Origin of the sequence: Streptomyces sp. NPDC085927 (assembly GCF_044540975.1) — a bacterium.
Taxonomy (GTDB): Bacteria; Actinomycetota; Actinomycetes; order Streptomycetales; family Streptomycetaceae; genus Streptomyces; species Streptomyces hirsutus.
In genome coordinates this window covers 446,484-463,513 of record NZ_JBITSN010000003.1, presented here as the reverse complement: position 1 = coordinate 463,513, position 17,030 = coordinate 446,484, and the positions used below count along the sequence as shown (strand labels likewise).

The following is a 17,030-nucleotide window of genomic DNA, read 5'->3' as shown; positions in this document are numbered from 1 at the left end:
GCGCATGCTCGTGATGCTGTGGAAACGCTATGGCCTGGTGCTCGCTGTCGGTGCCTTGTGCATCGTGGTGAACACCCAAGGGCTCGGCCCGCTCTGGTACACCGGTGTGGCGTTGCTGATCGCCAGCCAGATCATGCGCGTGACACTGATCCGTGCCCAGCACCCGCCCCTGGACCGCGAGCCGGTACTCCTCCGCGCCCCCACCTCCGGACGCTGGATGGCTCTCAACGGCCCGGCCACGAAGATCCCCAGCCACACCCACAGCCACGCACAGACATACGCCATCGATCTGAAGTACGTACCCAAAGGAAGCGGAAGCGGCGAAGGGGACACCCCGGAGGCTCCGCCCTTCCGCTGGCTCTGGCCACTCGCGCGGAGCCCTCGCCTCTACCCCACCCACGGCATGCCGCTGCTCGCCCCCGCCGACGGAGTCGTCGTCGCGACCGCGGGACGGCAGCGGGACCATCTGTCGCGCATGTCGTTGCCCGCCTTCCTCTTCCTCTACCTGGAGGGTTTCGTCCGCAGTCTCGGCTGGCCGAGGCACCTCATGGGGAACTACATCATCTTGGACCTCGGCGACGGCGTGTACGCGGCCTTCGCGCACCTGCGGCGCGGCTCGCTGCGTGTGGCCGTGGGCGACCGGGTGACGGCGGGTCAGGAGATCGCCGAATGCGGCAACTCAGGCAACTCGTCCGAGCCGCACCTCCACTTCCAGTTGATGGACGGTCCCGATGTGATGACGGCACGAGGTGTGCCGTTCGAATGGCGCTACCTCGACGACGACGGCGTGGAACACACCGGCGTACCCGAAGACACCACGCACTACGTTGCTGTCTCGCCCTTGCCGGAACGCTCCACGTGACGTGCGGGCCTGCCGCGGGACGGCGGGCGACCCCCGGATCCCGCATGGCGGACACGGCCGGCTCCTTGACGGAGCGTGCCCATGCGTCCGCCGGTACCGACGCGTGATCAGGCCGCTGTCCGGCTTCACCTTCTCGTCGGCGAGCGGCTCGGCAGCGTCGAGGCCGATGAGCCCGTAGCGCAGCCGGAGGCAAGAGGCTCCGTGCTGGGTACCAGGGGCACGGGCACTCGTCCGGCCCTTGGCGTCACTTCACGGGCGGCTGTGCCGGGCTCTGGCCGGCACAGCCGCCCGGTGCTCAGCGGAGTTGTCGCGCCCCCGCCGAAGGCACCGCCTCGAAGACGCGGGGGGTCTTGAAGCCGGCCGTGGCGAAGGCGTTCTCCACCGCCTTGGTGATGGCGTCCACGTCGGCTTCCTCGGCCAGGACGATGGCCGAGCCGCCGAAGCCGCCGCCGGTCATGCGGGCGCCGAGGGCGCCGGCGGCGACGGCCGTGTCGACGACCAGGTCGAGTTCGGGGCAGGAGACGCGGAAGTCGTCGCGCAGGGAGGCGTGGCCCGCGACGAGGAAGGGGCCGATGGCGCGGGTGTCGCCCGATTCCAGGAGGGCGACGACCTGTTCCACCCGCTCGTCCTCCGTCACCACGTGCCGGACCAGGCGGCGGACCTCCTCCTCGTCGCCCAGCCGCTCCAGCGCCGCGTCGAGGCCGGCGTACGGGACGTCCCGCAGGGCGTCGACGCCCAGCAGGGCCGCGCCCCGCTCGCAGCCGGCGCGGCGCTTGCCGTACTCGCCCTCGCTGTGGCTGTGCTTGACCTGGGTGTCGACGACCAGCAGGCGCATGCCCTCGGCGGCGAGGTCGAAGGGGATCTGCCGCTGGGAGAGGTCGCGGGTGTCGAGGAACAGGGCGTGTCCGCTCTCGCAGCAGGCGGACGCCGTCTGGTCCATGATGCCGACGGGGGCGCCGACGTAGACGTTCTCCGCGCGCTGGCACAGGCGGGCCAGCTGCCAGCCGCGCAGGCCCAGTTCGTACAGGTCGTTGAGGGCGAGGGCGACGACGACCTCCAGGGCCGCCGAGGAGGACAGGCCGGCGCCGGCCGGGACCGTCGAGGCGAGGTGGATGTCGGCGCCGGTCACGGTGTGGCCGGCCTCGCGCAGGGCCCAGACGACGCCCGCCGGGTAGGCGGTCCAATTCTTGTCCGTGCCGGGGGTGAGGGAGTCGACCGTGACCTCCACGACGGGTGCGGCCACGTCGGCGGAGTGCAGGCGCAGGACGCCGTCGTCGCGCCGGGAGACCGCCGCGACCGCGGTGTGAGGCAGGGCGAACGGCATGACGAAGCCGTCGTTGTAGTCGGTGTGCTCACCGATGAGGTTGACCCGGCCCGGCGCCGCCCAGACGCCCTGCGGTTCGGCTCCGTACAGCTCCCGGAATCGCTCGCCGACCGCTCCCGCGGCCGCCTCGCCGGCGATGGACTCGCTCATGCCCTGCCCCTGACTCTTCGTCGTCCTGAACGTCCTGCTACTGCTTGCCCTGCTGCTGCCGCTGCGCGAACTCCCACGCGTCCGCGACGATCCCGGCGAGGTCCGGGCGGGACGGCTTCCAGCCCAGTTTCTCGTGGGCCGCGGCGGCCGACGCCACCAGGACCGCCGGATCGCCGCCCCGGCGGGGGGCCACGACCTCGGGGATCGGGTGACCGGTGACCCGGCGGACCGTCTCGACTACCTCGCGGACCGAGAAGCCGTTGCCGTTGCCGAGGTTGCAGATGAGGTGTTCGCCCCCGGTCGCCGCGGTCAGGGCCAGCAGGTGGGCCTCGGCCAGGTCGGCGACGTGGATGTAGTCGCGTACGCAGGTGCCGTCCGGCGTCGGGTAGTCGTCGCCGTAGACGCTGATCGCGTCGCGGCGGCCCTGGGCGACCTGGAGGACGAGCGGGATCAGGTGGGACTCGGGGTCGTGCCGCTCACCGCAGTGGCCGTAGGCGCCGGCCACGTTGAAGTAGCGCAGGGAGACCGCGCCCAGGCCGTGGGCCGCCGCCTCGCCGGTGATCATGTGGTCGACGGCGAGCTTGGAGGCGCCGTAGGGGTTGGTGGGGCGGGTCGGGGCGGTCTCGACGATCGGGACCTGCTCGGGCTCGCCGTAGGTGGCCGCGGTGGAGGAGAAGACCAGTCGGCGCACGCCCGCCTCGCGCATCGCGCCGAGCAGGGCCATGGTGCCGCCGACGTTGTTGTCCCAGTACTTCTCGGGCTTCACGACCGACTCGCCGACCTGGGAGAACGCGGCGAAGTGCAGGACGCCGTCGAAGGAGGGGTCGAGCCAGGTGGCGGCGGAGCGGATGTCGCCCTCGATGAAGGAGGCACCGGCCGGGACGGCCTCGCGCACGCCGGTGGAGAGGTTGTCGAGGACGACGACCTCGTGGCCCGCCTCCAGCAGATGCTGGGCGACGACGCTGCCGACATAGCCCGCGCCGCCGGTGACCAGGTATTTCCCGCTCATGAACTCGCTACCTCTCGCAGTCGCTCGGCCGCGCGCTCCGGCGGCACGTCGTTGATGAACACGTTCATGCCGGACTCGGAGCCCGCGAGGAACTTCAGCTTGCCGGATGTGCGGCGAATGGTGAAAAGCTCGAGGTGGAGCGCGAAGTCGTCGCGCGTGATGCCGTCGAACTCCTCCAGCGTGCCGAACGGGGCCTGGTGCCAGGCCGCGATGTACGGGGTCGGAGGCTCGCCCTCGCCGAAGATCCGGTCGAACCGCCGCAACAGTTCCAGATAGACCCGGGGAAACTCCGCGCGTGCCGCCTCGTCGAGCCCGAGCAGGTCGGGCACCCGGCGCTGGGGATACAGGTGGACCTCGTAGGGCCAGTGCGCGGCGTACGGCACGTAGGCGACCCAGTGGTCGCTCTCCAGGACGACCCGCTCCCCCGCCCGTTCCTCCGCCAGGACGGTGTCGAACAGGTTTGCCCCGCCGGTCGCCTCCTTGTGTGCGGCCACTTGGCGGAGCATCAGGGAGGTGCGGGGGGTGGTGAAGGGGTAGGCGTAGATCTGCCCGTGCGGGTGCTGGAGGGTGACGCCGATCTCGGCACCCCGGTTCTCGAAACAGAACACCTGTTCAACGGAGGGTAGATGGGACAGCTCCGACGTCCTGTCCGTCCACGCGTCCAGGACCAGGCGTGCCTGCTCCTCGCCCAGGGAGCCGAAGGAGGCGTTGTGGTCGGAGGTGAAGCAGACGACCTCGCAGCGGCCGGAGTCGCCGGCCAGCGAGGGGAAGCGGTTCTCGAAGACCACGACGTCGTACGAGGAGTCCGGGATCTCGCTGAGCCGGTCGCCCTCGGAGGGGCACAGGGGGCATTCGTCGGCCGGCGGGTGGTAGGTGCGGCCCTGGCGGTGGGAGGCGATGGCCACGGAGTCGCCGAGCAGCGGGTCGCGGCGGATCTCGGACGTCGTGACGGTGGCGTCCAGCGGGCGGCGGTCGGCCGCGTCGCGCACAGTGTCGTCACTGAGGTCGTAGTAGATGAGTTCGCGACCGTCGGCCAGCCGGGTCGAGGTCTTCTTCACGCCGGACGCTCCATTCGAGCCGTTCACTGCACGGTCTTCACTGCACCGTCTTCACATCGTTTCAACATAACCCAACATACCAAAACACAACTCACCAGGACCGTCAACATCACCATCAAACAAACCGCACCAGCGGAAGTGGTCGATCAGTGAACGCGGAGGCGTAGGTTCCGCGACGTATCGGTTCGCGCAACGAAGCGAGTACTCCATGCAGACCCCCACACATCTGCCTGCACCATTCACCCCACACCTCACTCCTCCCACCGGCCCCACCGGTGCCATCAGCCCCACGGGCTCCACCGGCGTCATCGGTCCCACCGACCCCGCCAGTCCGCTCCACCTCGCCGCCGAGCTGCGGCTCCCCACCAACTGGCTCGACTACCTGATCCTCGGGATCTACTTCGTCGTCGTCCTCGGCATCGGCTTCGCGGCCCGCCGGTCGGTGAAGACCAGCCTCGACTTCTTCCTGTCCGGCCGCTCCCTGCCCGCCTGGGTCACCGGTCTGGCCTTCGTCGCCGCCAACCTGGGCGCCACCGAGATCCTGGGCATGGCCGCCAACAGCGCGCAGTACGGCGTCTACACCACGCACTGGTACTGGATCGGCGCCATCCCCGCGATGGTCTTCCTCGGCCTGGTGATGATGCCGTTCTACTACGGCTCCAAGGTCCGCTCGGTCCCCGAGTTCCTGCTGCTGCGCTTCGACAAGGCGGCCCACCTGCTCAGCTCGCTCCTGTTCGCCTGCGCGGCCATCCTCATCGCCGGCGTCAACCTCTACGCGCTGGCGATCGTGGTGGAGGCGCTGCTGGGCTGGCCGCAGTGGGTGGCCATCGTGGTCGCCGGCTTCTTCGTCCTCGCCTACATCACCCTCGGCGGTCTCTCCTCGGCCATCTACAACGAGGTGCTGCAGTTCTTCGTCATCCTCGCCGCGCTCATCCCGATCACCGTGCTCGGGCTGAGGAGTGTCGGCGGCTGGAACGGGCTGTCGGACTCCCTGACCGAGTCCCGCGGCGCCGACTTCATGACGTCCTGGGGCGGCACCGGCATCGGCAGCGACAACCCGCTCGGTGCGAACTGGCTGACCATCGTCCTCGGTCTCGGTTTCGTCCTGTCCTTCGGCTACTGGACGACCAACTTCGCCGAGGTGCAGCGCGCCCTGTCCGCGAAGAACCTCTCCGCGGCCCAGCGCACCCCGCTCATCGCCGCGTACCCGAAGATCTTCATCGTCTTCCTGGTGATGATCCCGGGCCTGGTCGCGGCCGTCCTGGTGCCCAAGATCGGCACCGCGGACTCGGATCTCCAGTACAACGACGCCATCCCGTACCTCATGGAGCAACTGCTGCCCAACGGCGTTCTGGGCATCGCCGTGACCGGTCTGCTGGCCGCGTTCATGGCGGGCATGGCGGCCAACATCTCGTCCTTCAACACGGTGTTCACCACCGACATCTGGGCGCGGTACGTGGTGAAGGACCGCGAGGACGGCTACTACGTCCGCTTCGGCCGGCTGATCACCGTGGCCGGGGTCCTGGCGTCGATCGGCACGGCCTTCCTGGCCTCGTCGTTCTCGAACATCATGAGCTACCTCCAGACGCTGTTCTCCTTCTTCAACGTGCCGATGTTCGTGGTCTTCATCATCGGCATGTTCTGGAAGCGGGCGTCGATGAAGTCCGGCTTCTGGGGGCTGATCGCCGGCACCACCGCCGCGATGGTCAACTACTTCGTCCTCTACAAGCAGGGCATCGTCGGCATCCCCACCGACCAGGGCGCCAACTTCGTCTCCGCGATCGCGGGCTTCGTCGCGGGCGCGGTGGTCATGGTCGCGGTGTCGCTGTTCACCGCACCCAAGCCGGCCGAGGACCTCCAGGGCCTGGTCTACGGCACCGTCTCGCCCGGCATGGCCGAGCCGCCCGCCGAGGGCGACGACGCCTGGTACCGCAGGCCCGCGCTGCTCGGCTGGGGCGCGGTGATCCTGGCGGCCGCCTGCTACATCCCGTTCTCGTTCTGACCGCGGGAGGATTGAGAGACCATGTCCGACCACCACTCCGCATCCCCGTCCGACTCCGGCTCCTCGTCCGGGCGCCACCCCGCGGACCGCTCCGCGCACTATTCGGACAAGGACCTCCAGGAGGAGGTCTCCGAACTGGAGGCCAAGTCCGCGACCGCCGCCCGCCTCTTCGACATCCGCCGCCTCATCGGCGGTCTGTTCGTGGTGTACGGCGTCATCGTCACGATCGCGGGCATCACCGCGTCCGACGCGGACATCGAAAAGGCCGAGGGGATCAACATCAACCTGTGGACCGGCCTGGGCATGCTGGCCCTGGGCCTGTTCTTCCTCGTCTGGCTGAAGCTGCGGCCCACCGCTCCACCGCCCCCGGACGTCACGGACGCCGTACAGGAGCGGCAGCAGGGCGACTGAGCACCCGGCGGGGCAGCTGATCACCCGCGCGCGGCGGGACGTCCGAGGACGCGCGGCGCGGCGGGGAGGTCCGCGGTACCGGTGGCACAGGCACCGGCACCGCGGGCGTCCCGCCCCGCGGGCGCCCTCACTCCTCGGGCGCTCCCGTCCCCCGCACCGGGCCCGCCCGGTCCAGCAGCCCCGTCCGGGCAGCCAGCGCCGCGGCCTCCAGCCGGGAGCCCACGCCGAGTTTCATCAGGACGCGCTGTACGTGCGTCCGTGCCGTGGACGGTGCTATGCCCATGCCCGCCGCGATCAGCCGGGTGTCCTCGCCCTCGGCGACCCGGACCAGGACCTCCACCTCCCGCGGGGTCAGCATCCGCAGCAGCCGCTGGCCCTCGTCGTCCGGCTGGACCGCCGGGTTCAGCAGTTCGCCGAACGCGCCCTGCAGCAGTTGCGGCGCCACCGCCGCCTCCCCCGCCCGCGCCTTCATGATCGCCCGTTCGACGCCCTCGATGCGTTCGTCGTGCCGCACATAGCCGGACGCGCCCGCCGCGAACGCCGCCGCGATCCCGCGGGGGCTGGGCACCGGGCCCAGTACCAGCACCGCCACCTGCGGCCGTTCCCGCTTGATCTTCACCACCGGGTCGAAGATCCCGGGCTCCGCCGGTGCCGCCGTCCCCAGCAGGCACACCTCCGGCGCTCTGCTGATCACCAGATCCGCCGCCCCCGCCACCGGTGCCGCCGCGGCCAGCACCCGGTGTCCCCGCAACTTCAACGCCGAGGCCAACGCCTCCGCGAGCAGCCGGTGGTCGTCGACCACCATCAACCGCACGCCCATCGATCATCCCCCCAAACCGCGAGCGCACCCCCGTGCGCCGCCTCCCCGTCCGGTCCCGGAAGCTACACGCTTGTTCGACGTCGCGCTCCCCCTACCGGCGAGAATCGCCCCGGAACGCCGAAATTCTCGCATTCCTCGACCATGGACATCCGAGGAGCGGTACGCGTACGGCCCCGCCCCTGAGCAGGGGCGGGGCCGTACGAACGGGCCTCACGAACGGGCCTCACGAGCGGACCTGGAAACGAACCGGAAGCAGACCGGAGCGGACCGAAGCGGTCCCGAGCGGTTCCCGGCAGGCCGAAGAACGATCAGCCGGTGCCGAACGCGATCGCCAGGTACTCCTTGTCGCCCGAGGACAAATCGCTGGCGTACACGTCCGACATGTACAGCCGGCCCTGCGAGTACAGGATCTCGGCGTGCTGGGGCAGCATCCGCGCCTCCACGTCCCGCACGGATTTCTCCGCCGGGTTCTCCATCAGCCTGGTCTCCTTGAAGGAACCACCGTCGATGCTCACGACCTGCCCGCCCTTGTCGTAGGGCGGACGCTTGTACGCGATGACGTTGTCGCCGTCCATCCGCAGCGGGACGATCATGTAGCCGTCGCCCGCGTCGGCGCGCTGGCCGGTCTGCTTGCCGGTGGACAGGTCGAAGGCGACGACCTCGTTGGTCCGGCTGTACCCGTCGCCCGTGCCCTCGTGCTCCTCGGTGGCGATGTACAGCCGGTCCTTGCCGACGGCCAGTCCGCTGCAGTGCTCGATCTTGGTGATGCCGTCGCAGCGGGCGGCGAACTCCTCGCCGGGCGCGGAGATGCGGGTCCGCAGCTCGCCGCTCTTGTTGTCGATGGAGAAGAAGTCGGAGATGCCGCTGCCGTCACCGGCGGAGTCGCCGACGTCGGCGGCCACGACCAGCGGGTCGGTGGACACCACGGCCGCGTATTCGATGCCCTCGGCCATCTTGTACTCCGAGATCACCTTCCCGTCCTTCGGGTCGATGGTCTGGATGTGCAGCTGCCGCTGGTCGTACGAACCGCACTTGCGCACCGCGACCATCTTCGGGCCGCCGCCGTAGCCGGAGTCGTAGCAGGAGTCGGACGTCTTGGGCGCCCACAGGGGCTTGCCGGAGGTGATGTCCCAGGCGGCGCCGCCGCTGGTGCTGGCCGCCGCGACGGTGTTCCCGCTGATGGTGACGTTGTTGAAGCTGATCTCCTGGGTGCCGGTCTTTGCCGTCTCGGACCACAGCTTCTCGCCGGTGGCGAGGTCGAAGGCGGCGACCTGCGTGCAGCTCTGCGGGGCGGTCTTGGTCGGCATCTTCGGCTTGTAGATGATCGCCGTCCTGCCGTCCTCGGTGACGTGGTCGCTGGCCTCGCACACCGGTCCGGGCAGGTCGAGCGTCCACAGCTCGCTGCCCTTGGCGGCGTCGTAACCGACGACCTCGGCGACGCCGCTCTTGGCGTACACCTTGTCGGTCATCCAGGAGCCGGAGGTGACGATGGTCGTGGTGTCCTTCGGGACCTTCGGCGCCGGCACCTGGAAGAGGACCTTGGCGGAGGGGTCGGCCGGGGCCTTCTCGTCGCCGGTGGTCCCGCCGCCGGAACCCCCGCCCTTGGCGCCCTTCGTGCCGCCGCTGTCGCCGGAGTTCGCGGTGTTCTTCTTCTCGTCGTCACCGCCGGCCGAGGAGTACCAGACACCGGCGCCGACGATCAGGGCGATGGCCACGACCGCGGCGACGATGATCGCCAGCGTCGCGTTGACCTTCCGCCCGCCGCCGGGCTGCCCCGGCTGCGACTGCATCGGCATGGTCGGGTGCGGATAACCGTAGGGCTGGCCGTAGGGCTGCTGACCGTACGGCTGCTGCGGCTGGCCGTACGCACCGGGCTGGCCCGGCTGCGGCTGGCCCGGGTATCCGTAGCCGGCCGGAGGCTGCTGCGGGTAGCCGTACCCGGGCGGCGTCTGCGGACCACCCGGCACCGGAGCGGCCGGCGGCGGGGTCTGCGGGACCGCCTGGGGCGACTGCTGCGGGGGCTGGGGCGCCTGCGGGTAGCCGTAGCCCGGCTCCGGGGTCTTGCTGAGGTCGGGCCCGCCCGGTGCGGACGGCGGCTGCTGAGCCGGCGGCGGCTGCGTCGGCTGCGCGGGCTCGGGCGGCGGACCGAAGCCCGGCTGGGCCTGCGGGGCCGCGGGGGCCTGCTGCGGCTGCTCGGGCCGGGACGGCTGCTCGGGCCGGGACGGCTCGGGCTCGGGCGGCGGGCCGAAGCCCGGCTGGTTGGGCGGCTGGGGCGGCTGCGTCATGACGTGAGTACCTCGAAGAACTCGAAGACGGGGACGGGCGGCGGGGAAGGGACCGGAGGGGGCGGGGGCGCCGGCCGGCGGGGGCCGGCGCGCCTCACCGCTGCTGCGTGCCTCACTTGCCGTAGGCGAGCATCAGCTTTTCCTTCGTGTCGTCATTGCCGGTCAGCCGGGTGGTCGAGATGTAGAAGCGGCCGTCGACCCAGTCGATGGACTTGCTGAAGAAGCCCCTCTCGATGGCCGCGGTGCCCTGCGGGTTCTGCAGCAGTGTGACCGGCTTGTGGCTGCTGCCCGTGGTCGCGATCGACACGATCCGCCCGCCCCCGTCGTACGACGGCTCCACGTAGGCGATGAGCTTGCCGCCCTCGACCTTCACGGGCACCATCGAGTTCGCCACGGGGGACTTCACCCGCCACTTCTCCTTGCCGGTGGCGAGGCTGACCGCGACGACCTCGTTGGCCCCGGTGGTCGCCTTGGTGGGCAGGTAGAGGGTGTCCCCGTCGACGACGACGCCCTCGCAGCCCTGGAGGTCACGGGCGAGGATGGCCCAGCCGCACTGGGTGCCGAAGTCCTCGTCCACGGAGACCTGGGAGCGGATCGAGCCGCCGGCGCCCAGCGTGGAGATGTTCCACGCCTTCTTGTCCTTGTTGGTGCTGTAGATGACCACCGGGTCGACGGAGTAGGCGCGCTCGACGCGCCAGCCCTTGTCGAACTTCTGGGTCCACTTGACCTTGCCGGTCTTCGGGTCGAGTTCCTGGACCTCGTCGTGCTCGTTGTTGCCGCCCGCGCCGCAGGACGCGACCTGGATCAGCCGCTCGCCGCCGGCGAACGCGGCGGGGAAGCAGGCCTCGCCGTACTTCCTCTTGTCGTACATCTTGTCGCCGGACGTCACGTCGAACGCGGTGCCGGACTGCGAGCGGCCGACCATCAGCGTGTTGCCGCTGAGGGTCATCTCGATGGAGATCACGGAGTCGAACAGCGCGCCGTCGTCGACCTTCTGCGTCCAGCCCTTCTCGCCGGTGTCGAGGTCGACGAGCTGGAGCTGGTTGCACTTGGCGCGGTCGCTGCTGCCGCTCATGTACGCGATGACGACCTTGTCGTCGGACGTCTTCTCCGGGGTGACCGCGCAGATCTTCTGCGGGAAGACGAGGGGCTCCCAGGTCGGCTTGCCGTCGGCGACGTTGTAGGCGGAGAGCTCCTTGTAGGCCGCCTTCACCGCCGTCTTGTCGGTGATCCACATGCCGGGGGCGTCGGCTCCGGAACCGGGCGCGTCGGGCGCCTCCTTGTACCAGAGCACCTTGGACTCGCCGGACTTGCGGCCCTCGTTGAGGTCCTCGGGGCCGGAGTCGCCGTCGCCGCTGCCGTCACCCGGGTTGACCGGGGCGCCGGAGGGCTGGGGCTCGGGGTCGTCGCTCTGCCGGGCGACGGGCTTCTTGTCCTTCTCCTCGTCGCCGCCGGAGACCGCCCACACGGTGCCGCCGATGGCGAGCAGTACCGCCACCGCGGCGCTGATGACCACGACGGGCTTGCCCTTGAAGGGATTGCGGGAGCCGGGTCCCGGCGGCGGGGTGCCGGGCGCGCCCGGGAACTGCGGCTGCGGGTAGCCGTACCCCGGCTGCTGCCCGTACGGACCGGGCTGCTGCGGCTGGCCGCCGTAGGGGCCGGAGGCGTACGGCCCGGAGGCGTACGGTCCCGGCTGCTGTCCGTACGGTCCCGGCTGGGGCTGCCCGTACGGTCCCGGCTGCTGCGGGGGCGGGGTCTGCTGCGGGTAGCCGTACCCCGGCTGCGGCGGTCCGGACGGCGGGCCCTGCGGGGGTGGCGGGGTCGGAGCCCCGAAACCGCCGCCCGGGGCGGGCGGATCCTGTGGTGCTCCGAAGCCATCCTGCGGCGGCTGACTGGGCGGCTGAGCCATCAGCGCGTTCCCCCCTTGGTCACTGATTTTTAGCCACACCCTGAGGTACGTGGTGCTCCCAGAGTCGTCTTGAGGTGGTTCTTACAGTTCTCAGACGGGGTCTTTCTATCACCCGGTACCGACAGGCCACCGGGTCCCGTCCACCGCTGTTCCCAAGGGAGAACCCGCCTGTGATGCCCTCGTTACGCGCCTCCACGCCCCCTTCACACCCCGCACGCCCCGCGCACGAGCCCGCGCCCGGACCTGCACCGGGGCGTGAGCAGGGCGTGCGGGGTGCCTGTACGGGGACGTGCACAGCGGTGCGCGTGGGGACGCGGGAGGGTCGGGGGCGCGGCGCGGCCGGGGTCAGGCGTCCTCGGCGAGTTCCAGCCACCGCAGTTCGAGCGCGTCCCGCTGACCGGCCGTCTCCCGCAGTTCGGCGTCGAGTTGGGCCACCTTGCCGAAGTCCGTGGCGTTCTCGGCGATCGCGGCGTGCAGCTTGGCCTCCTTCTCGGAGACCTTGTCGAGCTGCCGTTCGATCTTCTGCAGTTCCTTCTTGGCTGCGCGCGTGTCGGCGGCGCTCTTCTCGGGGGCGGCGTCCGCGGCCGGCTTCGCCGACGAGGACGGAGCGACGGACGCGGCGGCCGCCTCCTCCATCTTTTTGCGCCGCTCCAGGTACTCGTCGATACCGCGCGGCAGCATCCGCAGGGCGCCGTCGCCGAGCAGGGCGAACACCCGGTCGGTGGTGCGCTCGACGAAGAACCGGTCGTGGGAGATGACGATCATCGAGCCGGGCCAGCCGTCGAGGACGTCCTCGAGCTGGGTGAGGGTCTCGATGTCGAGGTCGTTGGTGGGCTCGTCGAGGAAGAGGACGTTGGGTTCGTCCATGAGCAGCCGCAGCAGCTGGAGCCGCCGCCGCTCACCGCCGGACAGGTCGCCGACGGGCGTCCACTGCTTGTCCTTGTTGAAGCCGAACGTCTCGCATAGCTGCCCGGCGGTCATCTCGCGCCCCTTGCCGAGGTCGACGCGCTCGCGGACCGCCTGCACGGCCTGGAGCACCCGCCAGGTGGGGTCGAGTTCGGCGACCTCCTGGGAGAGGTAGGCGAGTTTGACCGTCTTGCCGACGTGGATCCGTCCCGCCGTGGGCTGGATCTCGCCCTCGCTGCGGGCGGCCTCGGTCAGGGCCCGCAGCAGGGACGTCTTCCCGGCGCCGTTGACGCCGACCAGACCGATCCGGTCACCGGGGCCGAGCTGCCAGGTGAGGTGCTTGATCAGCACCTTGGGCCCTGCCTGGACGGTGACGTCCTCCAGGTCGAAGACCGTCTTGCCCAGCCGGGAGGAGGCGAACTTCATCAGCTCGCTGCTGTCCCGGGGCGGCGGCACGTCCTTGATCAGCTCGTTGGCGGCTTCGACGCGGAAGCGTGGCTTGGACGTCCGCGCGGGCGCCCCGCGGCGCAGCCAGGCCAGCTCCTTGCGGACCAGGTTCTGCCGCTTGACCTCCTCGGTGGCGGCGATGCGCTCCCGTTCGGCGCGGGCGAAGACGTAGTCGGTGTAGCCGCCCTCGTACTCGTACACGTCACCGCGCTGCACGTCCCACATGCGGGTGCAGACCTGGTCGAGGAACCAGCGGTCGTGGGTGACGCAGACGAGCGCGGAGCGCCGCTCCCGCAGGTGCCGGGCGAGCCAGGCGATGCCCTCGACGTCGAGGTGGTTGGTGGGCTCGTCGAGGACGACCAGGTCCTGGTCGTCGATGAGCAGCTTGGCGAGCGCGATCCGGCGCCGCTCGCCACCGGACAGCGGTCCGATGACGGTGTCCAGGCCCTTGGGGAATCCCGGCAGGTCCAGGCCGCCGAACAGCCCCGTCAGGACGTCCCTGACCTTGGCGTTGCCCGCCCACTCGTGGTCGGCCATGTCGCCGATGACCTCGTGCCGGACCGTGGCCTTCGGGTCGAGGGAGTCGTGCTGGGTCAGCACGCCGAGGCGCAGCCCGCCGGAGTGCGTGACCCGCCCGGTGTCCGCCTCCTCCAGTTTGGCGAGCATCCGGATCAGGGTGGTCTTGCCGTCGCCGTTGCGCCCGACGACACCGATGCGGTCCCCCTCCGAGACGCCCAGGGAGATGCCGTCGAGGAGGGCACGGGTGCCGTACACCTTGCTGACGTTCTCGACATTGACGAGATTGACGGCCATTACGCTCCTGAACCAAGGGGGATGCATCGACCCTCCAGGGTAATCGCGCGCGACGGACCGCTCGCCGGACCGGGGTCCGGGACGGCCCACCGCGGCCCGGAGGGCAGGCGGCCGGCCAGGTGCCTACGCGTCGTTCAGCACGGTCGCGCCCGGTACCGGTCCCGCCGCCGTGCGCACCGTCCGGCAGGTGCCCGAGGCGTGCAGCACCGCCGCCACCTCGGCCGCCGACTCGGCGTCGGCGGCCAGGAACGCGGTGGTCGGCCCGGATCCCGAGACCAGGGCGGTCAGCGCGCCCGCCGCCCTGCCCGCCGCGAGGGTGTCGGAGAGCTCGGGGAAGAGGGAGAGGGCGGCGGGCTGGAGGTCGTTGGAGACCGAGGCGGCGAGGGCGACGGGGTCGCCCTTGGCCAGGGCGTCGAGCAGGGGCTGCGCGGCCACGGGCTCGGGGATGTCCCGGCCCTGCGCGAGCCGGTCGAACTCCCGGAAGACCGCCGGGGTGGACAGTCCTCGCCGTGCCATCGCGAACACCCAGTGGAAGGTGCCGCCGACCTCCAGCCCGGTCAGTCTCTCGCCCCGCCCGGTGCCCAGTGCCGCCCCGCCCACCAGCGCGAACGGCACGTCGCTGCCCAGCTCGGCGCAGATGTCGAGCAGTTCCTGCCGCGAGGCGCCGGTCCCCCACAGCGCGTCGCAGGCCAGCAGGGCGCCGGCGCCGTCCGCGCTGCCGCCCGCCATGCCGCCGGCGACGGGGATGTCCTTGGTGATGTGCAGGTGCACGTCGGCGTCCCGGCCGTACCGCTCGGCGAGCGCGAGGGCCGCGCGGGCGGCGAGGTTCGTACGGTCCAGGGGGACCTCGGCGGCGTCCGGGCCCTCGCAGGTGACGCGCAGGCCGCCGGGGGAGGGCGTGACGGTGACCTCGTCGTGGAGGCCGACCGCGAGGAAGACGTTGGCCAGGTCGTGGAAGCCGTCGGGGCGGGCCGCGCCGACCGCGAGCTGGACGTTGACCTTGGCGGGCACGCGGACGGTGACGCTCACGCGACGGGCTCCTCGGGTGACTGCTTCGATCCCTGCTGCTGCTTCGGTTCCTGCTGTTGCTTCGGTCCCTGCTGTCCTCGCTGCCCCCGTCGTTCCCCGGGCTCGGCCTGCCCCTTGTGCTCGGCGATGCGCGCGAACTCCTCGACGGTCAGGGACTCGCCGCGGGCCTGCGGCGACACCCCGGCGGCGACCAGTGCGGTCTCCGCCGCCGCGGCCGAGCCCGCCCATCCGGCGAGGGCGGCCCGCAGGGTCTTGCGGCGCTGGGCGAAGGCCGCGTCGACGACGGCGAAGACCTCGCGCCGGGTGGCGGTGGTCTTCAGCGGCTCGTCGCGGCGGACGAGGGAGACCAGGCCGCTGTCGACGTTGGGCGCCGGCCAGAACACTCTCCGCCCGATGGCGCCGGCTCGCTTGACCTCGGCGTACCAGTTGGCCTTGACCGAGGGCACGCCGTACACCTTCGAACCGGGCGGGGCGGCGAGCCGGTCGGCGACCTCGGCCTGGACCATGACGAGGGTGCGTTCGATGCTCGGGAAGGTCTCGAGCATGTGCAGCAGCACCGGGACGGCCACGTTGTAGGGCAGGTTGGCGACCAGCGCGGTCGGGGCGGGGCCGGGCAGCCCGGTGACCTGCATCGCGTCGGAGTGGACCAGCGCGAACCGGTCGGCCCGCTCCGGCATCCGGGCCGCGACGGTCGCGGGCAGCGCGGCGGCGAGGACGTCGTCGATCTCGACGGCGGTGACCCGGTCGGCGGCCTCCAGCAGCGCCAGGGTGAGTGAGCCGAGTCCCGGTCCGACCTCGACGACCACGTCGTCCGGGCGGACCCCGGCGGTGCGAACGATACGGCGGACCGTGTTCGCGTCGATCACGAAGTTCTGGCCGCGCTGCTTGGTGGGCCGTACGCCGAGCGCGGCCGCGAGTTCGCGGACCTCGGCGGGGCCCAGGAGGGCGTCGGGGGTGGGGCTCGTCACGGGGACAAGGGTACGGGGCGCGGGACCCCGCAGGTCACGCCTGTGGATAACCGAAGGCCCGTGCCGTGTTCGCCGCGAGGGCCGTGGCGAGGGTGTCCTCGTCGGTGCCGCGTACGGCCGCCATGGCGCGCACGGTGACCGGCACCAGGTACGGGGCGTTGGGCCGGCCGCGGTAGGGCGCCGGCGTCAGGAACGGGGCGTCGGTCTCCACCAGGACGAGCTCCGGCGGGGCGACGGCGAGGGCGTCACGCAGGTTCTGGGCGTTCTTGAAGGTGACGTTGCCGGCGAACGACATGAAGTACCCGGCGCGGGCACAGATCTCCGCCATCGCGGCGTCCCCCGAGTAGCAGTGGAAGACGGTGCGTTCCGGTGCGCCCTCCTCCTTGAGCACGCGGAGCACGTCGGCGTGGGCGTCACGGTCGTGGATCACCAGGGCCTTGCCGTGCCGCTTGGCGATCTCGATGTGGGCGCGGAAGGACCGCTCCTGCGCCTCCTTGCCCTCGGGGCCGGTGCGGAAGTAGTCGAGTCCGGTCTCGCCGACGCCCTTGACCTGGGGCAGCGCGGCCAGCCGGTCGATCTCGGCGAGCGCCTCGTCCAGGGCCGCGTCCCCGCCGGGCTCCCGCGCCCCCTGCCGCGACCAACCTCCCCCAGCCCTGGGGGGCTGGGAGGTACCCCCAGGGTCCCCGTGCACGATGCGCGGCGCCTCGTTCGGGTGCAGCGCGACGGTCGCGTGCACGCCGTCGTACGCGGCGGCCGTCTCCGCGGCCCAGCGTGAGCCCGCGAGGTCGCAACCGACCTGGACCACCGTCGTCACGCCCACGGACGCGGCCTTGGCGAGCCCCTCCTCCACCGTGCCGGACTGCATGTCGAGGTGGGTGTGCGAGTCCGCGACCGGCACCCGCAGCGGCTCAGGGAGCGGCGGGGCGGCGTTCTTGTCCGAGGTGGTGGCGGCGCCGGGGGCGTTCGAAGGCATGCCCCGATCCTACGGAAGGCCGTGGACGCGCCGTCCCGCGCCCGAGGGCGCGGGACCGTACCGA

13 protein-coding genes are annotated in these 17,030 nt (G+C 71.3%); 3 read left to right on the top strand and 10 right to left on the bottom strand.

Features of this window, described 5'->3' with window-relative positions; translation table 11 throughout:
- Positions 1-4 precede the first annotated feature (4 nt).
- Positions 5-862, top strand: coding sequence for a M23 family metallopeptidase (locus ACIF80_RS11170; RefSeq protein WP_399802262.1), 858 nt, complete (start codon positions 5-7; stop codon positions 860-862).
- Between the two features lie 295 nt (positions 863-1,157).
- Here ACIF80_RS11170 and galK read toward each other — a convergent pair whose 3' ends face one another.
- Genes galK through galT form a run of 3 tightly spaced genes read right to left on the bottom strand, consistent with a single transcriptional unit; the run spans position 1,158 to position 4,403 of the window.
- The gene (galK, locus tag ACIF80_RS11165; protein WP_399802259.1) at positions 1,158-2,336 is read right to left on the bottom strand and encodes a galactokinase; all 1,179 of its coding nucleotides are present in this window, start codon (positions 2,334-2,336) and stop codon (positions 1,158-1,160) included.
- Between the two features lie 37 nt (positions 2,337-2,373).
- Entirely contained in the window at positions 2,374-3,345 is a 972-nt protein-coding gene (gene galE, locus ACIF80_RS11160) for a UDP-glucose 4-epimerase GalE (protein ID WP_399802256.1), read from the bottom strand.
- On the bottom strand, positions 3,342-4,403 hold the full coding sequence (gene galT, locus ACIF80_RS11155) for a galactose-1-phosphate uridylyltransferase (RefSeq protein ID WP_399802254.1): 1,062 nt from the start codon (positions 4,401-4,403) through the stop codon (positions 3,342-3,344). The genes galE and galT overlap by 4 nt, the downstream gene beginning before the upstream one ends.
- 208 nt (positions 4,404-4,611) lie before the next feature.
- On the opposite strand from galT, the gene ACIF80_RS11150 reads away from it, so the two are divergent.
- Together ACIF80_RS11150 and ACIF80_RS11145 are read left to right on the top strand one after the other, a co-directional pair.
- A complete protein-coding gene (locus ACIF80_RS11150) occupies positions 4,612-6,405 on the top strand; it encodes a sodium:solute symporter family protein (protein WP_399802252.1) in 1,794 nt (597 codons plus the stop codon).
- A 21-nt stretch (positions 6,406-6,426) separates the two neighbouring features.
- A complete protein-coding gene (locus ACIF80_RS11145) occupies positions 6,427-6,816 on the top strand; it encodes a hypothetical protein (protein WP_399802249.1) in 390 nt (129 codons plus the stop codon).
- A 127-nt stretch (positions 6,817-6,943) separates the two neighbouring features.
- On the opposite strand, the gene ACIF80_RS11140 is transcribed toward ACIF80_RS11145, so the two are convergent.
- The 7 genes from ACIF80_RS11140 to ACIF80_RS11110 all read right to left on the bottom strand — a co-directional run bounded on the left by ACIF80_RS11140 (position 6,944) and on the right by ACIF80_RS11110 (position 16,966).
- Complete coding sequence (locus ACIF80_RS11140) at positions 6,944-7,636, bottom strand: LuxR C-terminal-related transcriptional regulator (protein WP_399802247.1); 693 nt, start codon at positions 7,634-7,636, stop codon at positions 6,944-6,946.
- Between the two features lie 308 nt (positions 7,637-7,944).
- On the bottom strand, positions 7,945-9,921 hold the full coding sequence (locus ACIF80_RS11135) for a PQQ-binding-like beta-propeller repeat protein (protein ID WP_399802244.1): 1,977 nt from the start codon (positions 9,919-9,921) through the stop codon (positions 7,945-7,947).
- A 112-nt stretch (positions 9,922-10,033) separates the two neighbouring features.
- Positions 10,034-11,830 carry a PQQ-binding-like beta-propeller repeat protein gene (locus tag ACIF80_RS11130; RefSeq protein ID WP_399802242.1) on the bottom strand — a complete coding sequence of 599 codons (1,797 nt, stop codon included), beginning with the start codon at positions 11,828-11,830 and terminating at the stop codon, positions 10,034-10,036.
- A gap of 345 nt (positions 11,831-12,175) precedes the next feature.
- On the bottom strand, positions 12,176-13,996 hold the full coding sequence (locus ACIF80_RS11125; RefSeq protein ID WP_399802240.1) for an ABC-F family ATP-binding cassette domain-containing protein: 1,821 nt from the start codon (positions 13,994-13,996) through the stop codon (positions 12,176-12,178).
- Positions 13,997-14,119: 123 nt separating this feature from the next.
- On the bottom strand, positions 14,120-15,025 hold the full coding sequence (locus ACIF80_RS11120; protein WP_399802237.1) for a 4-(cytidine 5'-diphospho)-2-C-methyl-D-erythritol kinase: 906 nt from the start codon (positions 15,023-15,025) through the stop codon (positions 14,120-14,122).
- Positions 15,022-15,993, bottom strand: a complete 972-nt coding sequence (rsmA, locus tag ACIF80_RS11115) for a 16S rRNA (adenine(1518)-N(6)/adenine(1519)-N(6))-dimethyltransferase RsmA (RefSeq protein WP_399802234.1) — start codon at positions 15,991-15,993, stop codon at positions 15,022-15,024. The genes ACIF80_RS11120 and rsmA overlap by 4 nt, the downstream gene beginning before the upstream one ends.
- Positions 15,994-16,027: 34 nt before the next feature.
- Positions 16,028-16,966 (bottom strand): TatD family hydrolase, encoded by a 939-nt coding sequence (locus ACIF80_RS11110; RefSeq protein WP_399802232.1) that lies wholly within the window; start codon positions 16,964-16,966, stop codon positions 16,028-16,030.
- Positions 16,967-17,030 lie beyond the last annotated feature (64 nt).